This is a genomic window from Lactobacillus leichmannii (genome assembly GCF_024701915.1).
In the GTDB taxonomy this organism is placed as follows: Bacteria; Bacillota; Bacilli; order Lactobacillales; family Lactobacillaceae; genus Lactobacillus; species Lactobacillus delbrueckii.
This window is the reverse complement of the sequence record NZ_QOCY01000010.1, coordinates 1-13,469: the sequence shown is the minus strand read 5'-3', so window position 1 is coordinate 13,469 and position 13,469 is coordinate 1. Positions and strand designations below refer to the sequence as shown.

At 51.2% G+C, this 13,469-nt stretch carries 13 protein-coding genes; 10 read left to right on the top strand and 3 right to left on the bottom strand.

What is annotated here, in order from left to right; genetic code table 11:
- Positions 1-71: 71 nt before the first annotated feature.
- Together DS743_RS00315 and cbpB are read right to left on the bottom strand one after the other, a co-directional pair.
- Positions 72-1,886 (bottom strand): heavy metal translocating P-type ATPase, encoded by a 1,815-nt coding sequence (locus DS743_RS00315; RefSeq protein ID WP_025895610.1) that lies wholly within the window; start codon positions 1,884-1,886, stop codon positions 72-74.
- Positions 1,887-2,019: 133 nt separating this feature from the next.
- Positions 2,020-2,517, bottom strand: a complete 498-nt coding sequence (gene cbpB / locus DS743_RS00310) for a cyclic-di-AMP-binding protein CbpB (RefSeq protein WP_035185581.1) — start codon at positions 2,515-2,517, stop codon at positions 2,020-2,022.
- Between the two features lie 586 nt (positions 2,518-3,103).
- Between cbpB and DS743_RS00305 the strand changes: the two genes are divergently transcribed.
- The 7 genes from DS743_RS00305 to dltD all read left to right on the top strand — a co-directional run bounded on the left by DS743_RS00305 (position 3,104) and on the right by dltD (position 9,366).
- Positions 3,104-4,312, top strand: a complete 1,209-nt coding sequence (locus tag DS743_RS00305) for a YncE family protein (RefSeq protein WP_035185583.1) — start codon at positions 3,104-3,106, stop codon at positions 4,310-4,312.
- 36 nt (positions 4,313-4,348) lie between these two features.
- Positions 4,349-4,651 carry a hypothetical protein gene (locus tag DS743_RS00300; protein WP_035185585.1) on the top strand — a complete coding sequence of 101 codons (303 nt, stop codon included), beginning with the start codon at positions 4,349-4,351 and terminating at the stop codon, positions 4,649-4,651.
- A 201-nt stretch (positions 4,652-4,852) separates the two neighbouring features.
- Entirely contained in the window at positions 4,853-5,002 is a 150-nt protein-coding gene (gene dltX, locus DS743_RS00295; protein WP_072544279.1) for a teichoic acid D-Ala incorporation-associated protein DltX, read from the top strand.
- A 15-nt stretch (positions 5,003-5,017) separates the two neighbouring features.
- Positions 5,018-6,520 carry a D-alanine--poly(phosphoribitol) ligase subunit DltA gene (gene dltA, locus DS743_RS00290; RefSeq protein WP_035185587.1) on the top strand — a complete coding sequence of 501 codons (1,503 nt, stop codon included), beginning with the start codon at positions 5,018-5,020 and terminating at the stop codon, positions 6,518-6,520.
- Positions 6,517-7,749, top strand: coding sequence for a D-alanyl-lipoteichoic acid biosynthesis protein DltB (gene dltB / locus DS743_RS00285; RefSeq protein WP_141372548.1), 1,233 nt, complete (start codon positions 6,517-6,519; stop codon positions 7,747-7,749). The genes dltA and dltB overlap by 4 nt, the downstream gene beginning before the upstream one ends.
- A gap of 98 nt (positions 7,750-7,847) precedes the next feature.
- Positions 7,848-8,090: a D-alanine--poly(phosphoribitol) ligase subunit DltC gene (dltC, locus tag DS743_RS00280; protein ID WP_003620019.1), complete on the top strand. Its 243-nt coding sequence runs from the start codon at positions 7,848-7,850 to the stop codon at positions 8,088-8,090.
- Positions 8,080-9,366, top strand: a complete 1,287-nt coding sequence (gene dltD, locus DS743_RS00275) for a D-alanyl-lipoteichoic acid biosynthesis protein DltD (RefSeq protein ID WP_035185591.1) — start codon at positions 8,080-8,082, stop codon at positions 9,364-9,366. The genes dltC and dltD overlap by 11 nt, the downstream gene beginning before the upstream one ends.
- Before the next feature lie 173 nt (positions 9,367-9,539).
- On the opposite strand, the gene DS743_RS00270 is transcribed toward dltD, so the two are convergent.
- Positions 9,540-9,764 carry a hypothetical protein gene (locus DS743_RS00270; RefSeq protein WP_003613653.1) on the bottom strand — a complete coding sequence of 75 codons (225 nt, stop codon included), beginning with the start codon at positions 9,762-9,764 and terminating at the stop codon, positions 9,540-9,542.
- A 159-nt stretch (positions 9,765-9,923) separates the two neighbouring features.
- On the opposite strand from DS743_RS00270, the gene DS743_RS00265 reads away from it, so the two are divergent.
- From DS743_RS00265 to DS743_RS00255, 3 genes are all read left to right on the top strand, one after another.
- The gene (locus tag DS743_RS00265; RefSeq protein WP_016396121.1) at positions 9,924-10,313 is read left to right on the top strand and encodes an iron-sulfur cluster biosynthesis family protein; all 390 of its coding nucleotides are present in this window, start codon (positions 9,924-9,926) and stop codon (positions 10,311-10,313) included.
- A gap of 136 nt (positions 10,314-10,449) precedes the next feature.
- Positions 10,450-12,450 carry an ABC transporter ATP-binding protein/permease gene (locus tag DS743_RS00260; protein WP_035185594.1) on the top strand — a complete coding sequence of 667 codons (2,001 nt, stop codon included), beginning with the start codon at positions 10,450-10,452 and terminating at the stop codon, positions 12,448-12,450.
- 3 nt (positions 12,451-12,453) lie between these two features.
- Complete coding sequence (locus tag DS743_RS00255; RefSeq protein WP_035185597.1) at positions 12,454-13,080, top strand: TetR/AcrR family transcriptional regulator; 627 nt, start codon at positions 12,454-12,456, stop codon at positions 13,078-13,080.
- Positions 13,081-13,469 lie beyond the last annotated feature (389 nt).

The window sequence follows — 13,469 nt, the reverse complement described above, 5'->3', positions numbered from 1 at the left end:
TCTCAGAAGCTGTAGGCTGTGCGTGAGCACTAGCCTATAAAGAAACCCCCGACCTTGGTCGGGGGAGCATGTCATAAACCGGTCTGTTTTGGATTCTTCGGTTCGGTCTTAGCCAAAAGGGCCAGGACGATGGTGATCATGTCGACCACTTCCTGCAAAACAGCGCCCCAGAAGGCCGGAATAAGACCAGTGAAGGCCACCAGTTCCAGAATGATAACGACCACGATGGCAGTGATAACGTCGATTTCAGCCACCTTCATGGTGTGCTTGGCAATGGCCACGGCATCGTTGATCTTGCTCAAGTCGTTGACCATGATGACCGCGTCAGCACTTTCGCTGGCCGCGCTAGCCCCCTTGGCTCCCATGGCAATGCCGACGTCAGCGGCCGTCAAGCTTGGCGCGTCGTTGATCCCGTCCCCGGTCATGACGACTGGGCGGTTTTCAGGCGCCACGTTCTTGATGGCTTCAATCTTCTGGGCTGGCAAAAGGCTGGCCCGGACGTCATCGACGCCGGCCGCGTCAGCGATCGCCTGGGCCACGTCCTTGTTGTCCCCGGTCAGCATCATGATGTGCTTTGCGCCTTGTTTGCGCAGGCGGGCCAAAGTTTGCGGAGTTTCTGGCCGCAGCTGGTCCTTGAAGGTGATGCAGCCGGCGTACTTGCCGTCAACTGAAACGTAGACAGCAGTAGTCTTGGCCTTGTTTACGTTAGCGTCAGGCGCCACGTAGGAAAGCTTACCGACCATGACGTACTTGCCGTCAACGGTCCCGCTGACCCCGTTACCAGTTGATTCCTGCAAGTTGCTTACGGCTTGGATCAAGTTCTTGTCAGTCCCTTGAACCAGGGACTTGGCGATGATGTGGTCGGATTGCTGCTCAAGGCTGGCCGCGTAGCTTTGGATGGTTTCTTTGTCAAAGCCGTTTTCCGGCAGAACGTCTTGGATGACCAATTGGTTCTGGGTCAAAGTCCCAGTCTTGTCGAAGGCAAAAGTCTTGGCCTTGGCTAATTGTTCCAAGGTTGGACCGGACTTGACGATGATGTGGTGCTTGGACATGGAGCTCATCCCCGCTACCAGGGCAACTGGAGCGGCGATCAAGAGCGGACATGGGGAGGCAACGACCATGACTTCCGCGAAGCGGGTGAAGTTCCCGGTCGTCACCCAGGCAGCGATCCCGATAATTAATGAAATAATGGTAAATGGCACGGCGTAGCGGTCCGCCATCTTGACGAACTTGGCCGGCTGGGCAGCAGAAGACTTAACCAGTTCAACGATGGTCTGGTATTCAGAGTCCTTGGCCAGCTTCTTGACTTCCATGGTTACGGCGGTTTCACCGTTAAGGGAACCGGACATCAAGTCGTCGCCGACCGTCTTGTCCACCGGAACTGATTCCCCGGTCAGAGATGACTGGTCAAAGGTAGAGCTGCCTTCAATGATGGTCCCGTCTACTGGCACCTGCTGACCTGGCTTGATTAAGACCTGGTCGCCGATCTGCAGGTCGTCAACCTTGACTTCAACTACCTTGCCGTCAACCAGCTTGCTGGCTACCTGCGGGTTCTTGTCCAAAAGGGCCCGCAGTTCCCGGTTGGCCTGGCCGGTCGCGTAGTCTTCCAGGCTTTCGCCACCAGTAGACATGACCAGGATCATCCATTCAGCCCAGTAGTCCCGGGTAATCATCATGGAGATGATCGCGATCAGGGCCAGGACGTCGATGCCCCAGTGCCCTTCTTTCAAGTCCCCAAACATTTCCCTGGCTAAGGAGATGCTGACGTAGACACCAGCAATGTCGAACAGGACCTCCGCGATTCCCGGAATGTGCAGGACATTGTCAGTGATCAGTCCAATTGCCCCGAGAACCAGGACGACAATGAATTTCCATTGGCGTTTCATGAATTATTCCTCCCAATAGTAAAAACAAGGAGTGTGGACACACACTTTTTATCTTAAAAGACAATATAGATTACTAGATATATTTTAGCACAAATTGGATTTCTTACACTGAAAATGCTTATGATTGTAATTGTTAATTCTCCGCTTCTAATTTAAGGACCTGCTTCTTGTCAACCGTGACATAGTGGTCGTCAAAAGTGTGGGCCAGGTAGTTGAAGGCCTTGAACCATTCTCGCCTGGTGATCATCCCTTGAAAGACCCCCTGGTCGTCGACAACGGGGAGGAAGTTGTTGTCAACGAGCAGGTGGAGCTGGGTCTCGATGTCTTTTTCCGTAAAGTTGATGGAAACGAAGTCAGTCTCCATGACATCCTTGACCTTGTACTTGTTCAAAGGCTTAATGGAAATGCCATCCAGGTCCAGCATCTTGTCGGTGATCATGGCCAGGCTTAAGAGGCCGGTGATCTGGCCCTTCTTGTTCAAGACGGGAATCTTGGCATACTTGACCTTGGTTAAGATCAAGAAGGCATGGTAAAGGGGATTGTCTTCTTCAACGATGGCAATCTTGCTGGCCGGAATCAAAAAGGAGCCGGACTTTTCCGCGAGAACGCGTTGAATAGCTGCTGAAATCATCAACCTAATTCCTTATATTTTTTCTATGCTAATTTTTTTGACATAATTTAAGTATAAAACTATTTGGGAAAAAGAAAAAGGCCTGCTCGCGCAGGCCTAATTGGTTTTCATCTACTTTGGAGGAGTAAGAATGAATGAAATAAAAAAGTGGGAGTACTTGTAACGAGTTCTACCAGCTCGTTACATTATTTATCATACAGGGTAATTCTCAATAAAGGGTTTGGAATTCCTTAACAAAGAGTAAAGAATTGCTTACGGATCTATAAAGACCTCTTCAAGCAACAAAAAAGCTCACGCAACGCACGTGAGCCGAAAGGGATAGATATGAATCGACTATGGAGTCAGTCGATATTTTTCATTTACTTTGGAGGAGTATGAATGAAAAACAAAAAGTTGAGTGTAGTAACAAGCTCTCGCTTGCTACGGTCATTATATTATACTGGAAATGTGAACAAAGTATGACATTTAGCGAAAAAATTCAAAAAAGCTAAAAAAATTGCTTCGCCCCTGGCCGGGCTTGTTAAGATAGAGGGGAATTTTCTTTTTTAGGGGAAAAATTGCAGAAAAAAGGCCGGAAGGAGGGCCAATGGGCAAAAAAGACAGAAAAAGCGGAAAGAAACTAGTCAGCCGGAAGAAGCACCATTTTCACCGGAAGCTGCGCCTGCTGATTTTTAACCTAATCCTGCTGGCGGGCCTGGCAGCCTGGAGCTATTACTGGGCCTATCCGGCTTACAGCCAGTGGCAGATGAAGCAGGCCATGCTGGCGGCCCGGCCCAAGCTGACCAAGGCCAAGGACGGAACCAGCACCAGCCCGGCCTGGCACAAGCTGACAACCTACCGGAAGGCGATCCGGGACAATTACAGCTTCGTCTACCAGGCCGCCTACCAGACCCCGAAAAGGACGACGGTGGGCCAGGACGTGGTCATCCCGGGCCTCATTTCGACGCGGAGCTATGACTACCAGACGAAAAAGATTACTTCAGCCAGCGCCATGACCCCCCAGGGGATCGCCGTGGTCTACAATTATCTTTTGATCACGGCCTATGACGGCCAGCACCGGCATGCCTCGGTCATTTATGTTTTAGACAAAAAGACGGGGAAATTTTTGAAAACGGTCCGCTTGCCAGGCCGGCAGCACCTGGGCGGGATTGCTTACGACCCTAAGGGGATGCAGATCTGGCTGACCGGGTCAAAGGACGGGCAGTCAGCCTTGATGTCCTTCTCCTTGGCCAAATTGATCGAATACGTGGCCAGCGCCAAGATCAGCGACCAGCTGGTTTATGATCATGAGATTCCGATCAACTCGATCGCCAAGGCCTCAGCTTTGACTTATTACGATGACCAGCTCTTTGTCGGCTATTTCAATGAAAATGGTCACGGCAAGGTCGCCAGCTACAAGCTGGCCCGGTCCGGCCAGTACAAAAACACCATCACCACCAGTGAGATTTCCAGTATCAACGAGTCCGTTTCCTGGTCTGACCCGGACGGGACGACCAGTATGAACAAGCAGATCCAGGGCCTGGCCATCTACGGGGACAAAATTTTCCTCAGCCAGTCATATGGCAGCCAGGATTCCAAGCTCTACATCTTCCCGATCACGGCCGTGAACAGCCTCGACGAGTCAAATGCCGAGCAGGTGGTCAGGATGCCGCCTTACTTAGAGCAGATCACAGTCTATAAGGGCCAGCTGCTCTGCCTCTTTGAATCGGCCTCCAGCCAGTATGCCCGCCAGGATATCACGGTCATGGACCGGACCCTGTCGGTCAATATCAACGCCCTGCTGGACAATAACTGATAAATAGCGAATATCATATAAAGGAAACAATAAAAAATGGATAGCCAACTTGCTAAGAAAATCATCATCGACGTGCAGATTTCCGGCTGGTCCTGCCTGATCCCGGCCAGCGGCCTGCTCTACCTCTACCAGGTCACTCATTACGCCAGCTTCTTGTGGAGCCTGGCCCTGGTCGTTTTGTACGCGGCCTACGTGCTGGCGACCGCCAAGCTGGACAAGTGGCAGTCCCCAAGCTACGTTTTGCGGATGAGCTTGATCGCGATGTTCTTCGTCGGCTTCCTGCCTTCAATTCCGCTTTTGTTCTGCTACAGCCAGGAGCGTAAGGCCGGATTGAAGTAGTTTTTTGCAAAAGTGACCAAAAAATGTATAATAAAAGTAATTTTTGCGCTTTTTTAATATTTTAAGAAAGAGTAAAAAGTTGAGAAGCTGTGAACGAAATATGAATAATGTGTTACAGTTGACTGTAATAAAAAAGTAAGTTGTGTTGTTTCATTCTGTTGGGATAGCAGACTCTGGTGAAAAGAAGAGGAGATGAGCTTAATGGAAAGCAAGACACCAGTCAGCCGGGGGAAGGTCATCCGGTCTTTTATCCTGCGAACCCTGCTTTACAGCCTAATTTTATTAGGCTTGATTTATTTGTATGAATATTGTGGCTTGGGTTCAACTGGCTTTATTTACAATGAATTTTAGGAGAGTTGAGTGGAAATGAGAAATATTGTCAAGACGATCGATGAGATCGCGCAAAGAGAACCAGACCGGGTAGTTTACGACTACCTGGGTCAAAAGAACACCTACGCTGACTTGATCAAGCGGGCTAACAGCTGGGCAGCCTTGTTAAAGGAAAAAGCACCGGCCAAGGTACCCGTTATGATTTGGGGCGGGCAGACTTTTGACATGCTGGCTTGCTTCTTAGGTTGTGTAAAGAGCGGGCACTGCTACGTGCCAATCGCCGACTATTCTAACGCTGAAAGAATCGACCTGGTCAGAGAAGTCTCTGCCTCCCCGGTCTTGATCGCCATCAGCGACTTGCCGGAAGTCGACCTGGGCGACTTGACCCTGCTTAAGCCGGACGACGTTCCGGAAGAGGGGACAGCGGATGAGGCAGACTACGTCAAGGGCGATGAAAACTTCTACATCATTTGTACTTCCGGGACGACCGGTAAGCCTAAGGGGGTCCAGATCAGCCACGACAACCTGGTTAGCTTCGTTGACTGGGAACTGAAGGACTTTGACCTGCCGGACCATCCGCGCTTTTTGGCCCAGGCCCCTTACTCATTTGACCTGTCAGTCATGAGCATCTACCCGGCCCTGTTGAGCGGCGGGGAACTGGTTGTTTTGCCTCACGAAGTGACGGAAAACTTTGCCCAGCTCTTCAAGGCCTTGCCGGAAACCGACGTAAATGTCTGGGTGTCAACTCCGTCCTTTGCCCAAATGTGCTTCCTGGACCGGACTTTTGACGCAGACCACCACGCCGGCCTCAGCCACTTCCTCTTCTGCGGGGAAGAACTGCCCCGCAAGGAAGTTGAAATGCTCAAGAAACGCTTCCCGGACAGCCGGATTTTTAATACCTACGGGCCAACAGAAGCGACCGTGGCAGTCACGCAAGTGGAGATCACCCCGGAAATTCTGGAAAAATATGACCGCCTGCCAATCGGCTATGTCAAGGAAGATACGGAAATCACTATTGACCTCAGCCAGGGCGATGACGGCAAGAGCGGGGAAATGATCATCGCCGGCCCGTCAGTTTCCAAGGGCTACATCAATAACCCGGAAAAGACCGAAGAAGCCTTTTACCAGGAAGACGGCGTTCAGCACTACCGGACCGGGGACGTGGGCTACTTTGACGGGGACCTGCTCTTCTACAAGGGCAGGATCGGTTTCCAGATCAAGTTCAACGGCTACCGGATCGAGCTGGAAGAAATCAACTTCTACATGAACCAGAATCCGCTGGTCCGCCACGCGGTTGCTGCCCCGATCTACAAGCCTGACCACACGATCAAGCAATTGGTAGCCGTGGTTGAGTTAAACGACGGGGTCCGCCGCAAGTTCGCTGAAGGGACCATTACCAAGCAGATCAGAGACGGCCTGGCCAAGGACGTGATGCCGTACATGATCCCGCAGCGCTACCTTTACAAAGACGCCCTGCCGATCTCCCAGAACGGGAAGGTCGACATCAAGGCGGTCATCAAGGAGGTTAACCAGGCGTGATAAATCTGCAACCATATGAAAACCCGCAGTACTTTGTCTACCTGTTGATCGCGCTTTTGCCTTTGATCATCGGCCTTTACTTCGGCAAGCGCTACAAGTGGTACGAAGCCTTGGTCTCCCTTGCTTTCATCTTCCTCATCTTCGACGCGGACAAGTGGCAGCAGGGGGTAACCTTGATCTGCTATATCGTCTACCAGTTCCTGGTGACTTTTGCCTACCAGCACTACCGGAAGAAGACGGGGAAGGCCAATAAGACCTGGGTCTTCTGCCTGGCCGTGATCCTGGCTATCCTGCCTTTGGTCGGGGTAAAAATCTGGCCGATCGTGCCCCACAAGCAGGGGATCGACTTCGGCTTCTTAGGGATTTCCTACCTGACCTTCAAGACGGTCCAGGTGGTCATGGAGCTGCGCGACGGGACGATCAAGCAGGTGGATCCGGTTATGTACGCCCGCTTCCTCTTGTTTTTCCCGACCATCTCCAGCGGCCCGATCGACCGCTACCGCCGCTTCGTCAAGGACTATGACAAGGCACCGAGCCGGGAAGATTACATTAAGGACCTCTCTTACGCGGTCAGATACCTCTTCCAGGGCTTCTTGTACAAGTTCCTCCTGGGCTGGTTCTTCGGGACCTACTGCCTGCCATACCTTGAGCAGCAGGCCATCCTGGCCGGGCGGATGTATCCTTTGCACCTGTCCTGGTGGTTTTTAGGGGTCATGTACTGCTACTCAATGTACCTGTTCTTTGACTTCGCGGGCTACTCTCTCTTCGCCGTGTCGATTTCCTACTTTATGGGCATCCACACGCCGATGAACTTCAACAAGCCTTTCGCGGCCCACAACATCAAGGAATTCTGGAACCGCTGGAACATGACTCTGTCCTTCTGGTTCAGAGACTTCATCTTCATGCGCTTCACCTTCTTCGCGATGAAGAAGCGCTTGATCAAGAACCGGAACCGCCTGTCGCAAGTGGCCTACCTGGTCAACTTCATGGTAATGGGGGTCTGGCACGGTTTGACCTGGTACTACATCGTCTACGGTCTTTACCACGCCGTGGCCATCATCATCAACGACATCTGGCTCCGCTTCAAGAAGAAGCACAAGCTGGTCAAGCACAACAAGTTCACTGAAGCGGTGGCAATTTTCGTGACCTTCAACGTGGTCTGCCTCAGCTTCTTGATCTTCTCAGGATTCCTGAACAACCTGTGGTTCAACGTGCCGCTGGGCAAGTAATTTTTTAAAAAAATCAACAGAAAACAAAACAGAAAAAAGAAAAAGATCTAAAGAAATTAAAGAAATAAAGAAATAGATTTAACAAGAAGAGGAAAATTATGGATATTCAAAAGCAAATCGTTGACATTTTAGCTGAAGCAACTGGTGAAGACTTCTCAGACAACATGGACCAAGAACTTTACGAGAGCGGGATCATGGACTCCATGACCACTGTGCAGATGCTCTTGACCCTGCAGGAAACCTTCGACATCACCGTTCCGGTTTCTGAATTCAACCGCGACGACTGGAACACCCCGAACAAGCTGGTTGAACAGGTGAAGAAACTGCAAGATGAAGAATAAGACAAAACTTTGGCTGATCTTTGGGCCAGTCATCTGCGCGGTGCTCTTGCTGATGGGGATCTTATCCCTGCCTTGGGAGCGGACCTTCTCAAAGGGCAGCCTTTTCCAGGCCGCCGCTTCGCAGACCACGACTGTCTTCAAGGGCAAGGCCATGCGGCAGAAGGCCTATAAGCAGGGCTATGTGCCTTTCTACGGGTCAAGTGAACTGTCGCGTTTTGACAACATGCACCCGACTGTCCTGGCTACCAAGTACCATCGTTCCTACACGCCTTTCCTGCTTGGGGGACCGGGCAGCCAGTCCCTGGCTCAATACCTGGGGATGCAGGAGGCGCCAAGCAAGAAGGCCGTGGTGATTATTTCACCGCAATGGTTCACGCCTCAGGGGCAGAACCCGGATGCCTTTACCCTCTACTACTCGCCTCTGCATGCCAGCGACTTTATTTTGAACGCTAAAGACACGGAAGCTGACCGCTACGCGGCCCGCCGCCTTTTGCAAATGCCAAGCGTGAAGAGTGAGCACGTGATCCACCATGCCCTGCTGGAAATCGCGGCCGGGGTGGGGATCTCCAAGATGGAGCGCTACTACCTCCGCTGGCGGCGGCAGATCTACTCCACGGAAGACAAGTTCTTTACTTCCCTGCAGCTGCGCGACCGCCTGCCAAAGATTGAGCAGCAGGGGGCCAAGCTGCCGGATACCTACTCTTACGAGGGCTTGAAGAAGGCATCAGAGAAGGAAGCCAAGAAGGATACCAAGGGCAACCGCTTTGGGATCCGGACTAGTTTTTACAAAAAGCGCTTGAATGCCAAGCTGCTCAAGAAACTGAAGGGGAGCCAGAAGAAGTTCAACTATGTTGAATCCCCGGAATACTCGGACTTCGAGCTGCTCTTGAACCAGTTCGCCAAGGACAAGACCCAGGTCCTCTTCATTATTCCGCCAGTTAACGCCAAGTGGCAGAAGTACACTGGCTTGTCACAGAAGATGTATGACACGGCTACGAATAAGATCAAGCACCAGCTGATCAGCCAGGGCTTTGACAACATCTATGACCTGTCCAAGGACGGCAAGAAGAAGTACTTCATGGAAGACACCATCCACCTGGGCTGGAACGGCTGGCTGGCCGTTGACCAGGCAGTCAAGCCTTTTATGGAGCAGAAGTACGCGGAACCGGAATACGCGATTAACGACTACTACCTGACCAAGACTTGGCGGGAAAAGAAAAAGCTGCCAACGGTGGCTTTGACGAATAAAGACGTCCTGGCAAAATTAAAAAAATAAGCTTTCGGGGCGAAAAGATTGTCCGAAAGCCAGTTTGAGTATATAATCTATCTCGTGTCAAATGCTTAGGCTGTTTTCTCCGGTAGCGAAAACAGCCCTTAATATGTGGTTTGCTTTGGCACGCACTGTGTGAGCCTGATTCCAATGTTGGTGGAATTGGGCTTTTTGTTTGCCTATTCAAGCCAGTCGTAGCTGCTGAAGAACTGTTCCAGCTGGTAGTCGCTGCCGTCTTCGCTGTCCTTGAGCAACTGGGCGATCCGCTTTTTGCCCAGTTTTTTGACCAGCAGCTGTTTGACGGCCTGGTTGATGATGGCGTCCCTGTCTGTCCCGCTTTGGTCTTGGTAGGCCTGAAGCAGGATGGCCAGTTCGTCGTCCAGGTTGAATTTGACTTTAGTCATGTGGTCCACCTCCTCACTCTTTTTAGGGAAATTATAACATTCTTAAGCATTTTTCCGCCCTTAGAGGGAAGAAAATTGACCTGGGTCAATTTTTGCTGAGAAAAAACGTGCTACACTCAAACTATCAAAAAGTAATTAATTCCGATGGGAGGTAACAATATGGTTAAAATGACTTTTAGTCCGGAAGCTGGAGAATTTTTGCAAAAGAAGCTGGGAAACAAGCCAGTCTTGATCCTGGCTTTAAATGACGGGTCCAACAAGTACTCACTGCAGGGCGGAAGTTGCACGATAGGGGCTAACTTCCAGTTCGTCGCCCTGGATCAGGCAGACTCGGACTACCAAATCAAGATCGACAACGATTTAGGTCTAGACTTGTACACGGGCCAGGCGGAAATGGGCTTCTTGGATGACAGCTTGAGCGTTGGCGAACAGTACGGGATGCTGTCCTTGAGCGACGGCAGCGGCTTGATTGACAGCGCAGTCGGCGTCAACGTTTACGAACCAAGCAAACTTACCGCTGAACAGATTCAAAACGGCGCCAGCTGCTAAGAACGTGAAAAAAACATGACTTCGGAATTTTCCGGGGTCATGTTTTTTGTTTTGCTTGACAGAAGCTGGAAGAGGGATTAATATGACAACATGTCATATGACAAGTTGTCATATTTTTGCATAAGGAGACAGATAGATGACAGTTCTTGAATTGAAAGACGTCAAAAAGTACTATAAGATGCCGGGCGGGGGCCAGTACGAGGCCTTGCGCGGGGTCAATGCGAAATTTGCCGCCGGGGAAATGGTCGCCATCGTCGGGGAATCTGGGTCAGGCAAGTCGACCTTGATGAACACGATCGGGGGCCTGGACTCTGACTTTGAAGGGGCCATTTTATACGAAGGGAAGAACCTGCGTGATTTTTCCCAAAAGGAAATGGTTAACTACCATAAGAAATCAATCGGTTTTATTTTTCAAAACTTCAACTTGATCCCCCACCTGGACTTGATCGACAACGTGTCAATCGCCATGACCCTGTCCAACGCGGATGAAAAAACGCGGCGCGGCCGGGCGGAAGAGCTCTTGACCCAGGTGGGCCTGAAGGACCACATGCACAAGAAGCCCGATCAGTTGTCCGGCGGGCAGAAGCAGCGGGTGGCCATTGCCCGGGCTTTGGCCAATGACCCGGACGTGATCATCGCCGATGAACCAACCGGAGCCCTGGACGCGGACACGACTGACGTGATTTTGAACATGATCAGAGACATCGCGGCTTCAGGCAAGCTGGTCCTGATGGTTACCCACTCAGACAAGGTGGCCAGCCACTGCAGCCGGGTTCTGCGAATCGATCAGGGGCAGATCGTCAGCGACCAGGAACAAAAGCCCCTGGACCACCACCTGGAGCAGAGAACTGAAGTTAAGATCCAGCAGATGAGCCTCTTTAAGGCGATCTCTTTGGCTTTTAAGAACATGAAGGCCAAGTTTGGCCGCAACGCCCTGGTTTCAACCGGGATGGGGATCGGGATCATGTCCGTAATCCTCATGCTCAGCCTGGGCAAGGGGGTTACCTCTTATGTCAGCGGGCAGATGAGCACCTACTCCAACCCCCTGGTCGCGGAAATCCAGAAGACTTCCAGCCAGAAGATGCGCCAGCAGGGGATGCAGGCCCAGCAAACCGGGGACAAGGCAGCCCTGGCCAAGCAGCAGCAAAACAATATGGCCTCTTTGTCCGGGACCAGTAGCGCTTCGGCTTTTAGCAAGCAGGACTTAAAGAAGTTGGAGAAGATCGCCCATGTCAAAAAGCTGCAGAAGGGCTACAGCGCGATTTCCCTGGGGACCAACCAGCTGAAATACGGCAAGAAGACGGCCAGCATGATCTACCTTAAGACGGTCAATGATGGGATCGCCAAGTCAGAGGTCAAGAAGGGCCACTTGCCTAAGGCTGGCAAGGACGAGGTCATGATCGACAGCGGCAGCGCCGACAACTTGGGCAAGAAGATCTTAGGCAAGAAGGTCAAGGCAAGTTTGCAGATTGGGACCAAGACTATCACCAAAACGGTCAAGGTAGTCGGGATCTATGAAGCTTCCGGTTCCGGCCAGGTCAGCACCCTGCTTTTGCCCTACAGCGACTTGGCAAAAATCTTCAAAGACAACGGCTTGAGCTTGAAGGCAAACGTGGTCTACTTGACGGCAACGGACAAGCAGTACACTTCTTCTATCAAGCAGGCAGCCAAGGACAAGGGCTTTGCCGGCTCAATGCAGGAGCAGATGGCGGAAATGTTTGACAGCATCTTGAGCGTTTTGACTTACGTTCTGACGGCTATCGCGGCAGTTTCCCTTTTGGTTTCAGCTATCATGATCCTGGTTGTCTTGAATATCTCGGTAGTCGAAAGAACCCAGGAAATCGGGGTCATGAAGGCCCTGGGTGCCCGGCGCAAGGACATCCGGCGGATCTTCTCCAGCGAAGCCTTTTTGCTGGGCCTGGCTTCCGGGATTGTCGGCATTGCTTTGACCTGGCTTTTGGCCCAGGGGATCAACAGCTTCACCCAGTCAGCCTTTAAGGCGGCCGTGGTCAGCTTGACCCCGCAATACGCCTTGACTGGCTTGCTCATCAGCATTGTCATCAGCATGATCGCCGGGATCCTGCCAGCCAACCACGCTTCCAAGCTGGATCCAGTTGAAGCTTTGCGGAAGGAGTAAAAAATGCCCAGCCAGACTTTTTTCAACCTGCCTAAGGAAAAGCAGGACCGGATTATGGCAGCGGCCCGGGAGGAATTTTTTACCCACAGCTTCGATGAAGCATCCATCAACCGCTTGATCAAGGCGGCGGGGATCCCCCGGGGGAGCTTTTACCAGTATTTTGCGGATAAGGAAGACGTCTACTTTTACCTGGGTGACCAGATCAGCCAGCGGATGATCGAAGGCGCCCGGAAAGAATTAGCTGCTTGCGGCTATGATCCTTTTGCCCTGGCCAGGAAGGTCCTGCCCCAGTGGCTGGATGAAATCTTCTATGGGGAAAACGCGGCCTTCTTCTACCGGAAGATTGACATGCTGCATTCCCAGCAAGTGCCCCGGCCCAAGCAGGCAGAAGACCCGCTGTCCTGCCTGTCGGCTCAGGAAATTGCCGGTTTGACAGCTAAGGTTGCTTTGCAGGACCGGACTGACTTGAAATTTCTCCTGCACAGCCTGCTCTTGGCCCTCATCAGCTGCCTTAGTGAAGGAGCAGAAGACTATGAAGCCGGCCGGCCCGTCGATACGGCCAAGCTGGCCCAAGTCCTGGACCGCCGCTTGAGCTACCTGGAAAATGGCTTTAAGAAGAAAGCAGATTGAAATAAGAGCAAGAACTAAGAAACCGTGGATTTGATCCGCGGTTTTTCTTTTTTACCGGGAAATAATATTTTTTTGAAAAAGTCTTCCGGTAAAAATGACATAAAAGCGAACTAAAAGACTACTTCTCCTAGATTAAGCCAGATAAAATTAAACAAAAGGCAAAAGAAAGAAAAAATAAAAATGACAACTAAGCCGTGTGTTCACATAATAAACCGAATAAAATGACCAATTTGACGAAAGGACAAAAAGAAGGTAAAGTATTATTTGTCTTGAAACGAGCCAAGTGCTTGAAGCAAGGCAAAAATAAATATCAAAAAACTTGTTGACAAGAAGTCAACAAGCGAGTAAGATATAAAACGTTGCGTCACTTGACGCAAGTTGGTACTTTG

What these genes read in the sequence shown, in the direction of transcription:
- DS743_RS00270 (WP_003613653.1), bottom strand. Translation starts at nt 9,764, where the DNA reads ATGACTAAAGTCAAATTCAACCTGGACGACGAACTGGCCATCCTGCTT.
- dltD (WP_035185591.1), top strand. Translation starts at nt 8,080, where the DNA reads ATGAAGAATAAGACAAAACTTTGGCTGATCTTTGGGCCAGTCATCTGC.
- DS743_RS00260 (WP_035185594.1), top strand. Translation starts at nt 10,450, where the DNA reads ATGACAGTTCTTGAATTGAAAGACGTCAAAAAGTACTATAAGATGCCG.
- DS743_RS00305 (WP_035185583.1), top strand. Translation starts at nt 3,104, where the DNA reads ATGGGCAAAAAAGACAGAAAAAGCGGAAAGAAACTAGTCAGCCGGAAG.
- cbpB (WP_035185581.1), bottom strand. Translation starts at nt 2,517, where the DNA reads ATGATTTCAGCAGCTATTCAACGCGTTCTCGCGGAAAAGTCCGGCTCC.
- dltC (WP_003620019.1), top strand. Translation starts at nt 7,848, where the DNA reads ATGGATATTCAAAAGCAAATCGTTGACATTTTAGCTGAAGCAACTGGT.
- dltA (WP_035185587.1), top strand. Translation starts at nt 5,018, where the DNA reads ATGAGAAATATTGTCAAGACGATCGATGAGATCGCGCAAAGAGAACCA.
- DS743_RS00255 (WP_035185597.1), top strand. Translation starts at nt 12,454, where the DNA reads ATGCCCAGCCAGACTTTTTTCAACCTGCCTAAGGAAAAGCAGGACCGG.
- dltX (WP_072544279.1), top strand. Translation starts at nt 4,853, where the DNA reads ATGGAAAGCAAGACACCAGTCAGCCGGGGGAAGGTCATCCGGTCTTTT.
- DS743_RS00300 (WP_035185585.1), top strand. Translation starts at nt 4,349, where the DNA reads ATGGATAGCCAACTTGCTAAGAAAATCATCATCGACGTGCAGATTTCC.
- DS743_RS00315 (WP_025895610.1), bottom strand. Translation starts at nt 1,886, where the DNA reads ATGAAACGCCAATGGAAATTCATTGTCGTCCTGGTTCTCGGGGCAATT.
- DS743_RS00265 (WP_016396121.1), top strand. Translation starts at nt 9,924, where the DNA reads ATGGTTAAAATGACTTTTAGTCCGGAAGCTGGAGAATTTTTGCAAAAG.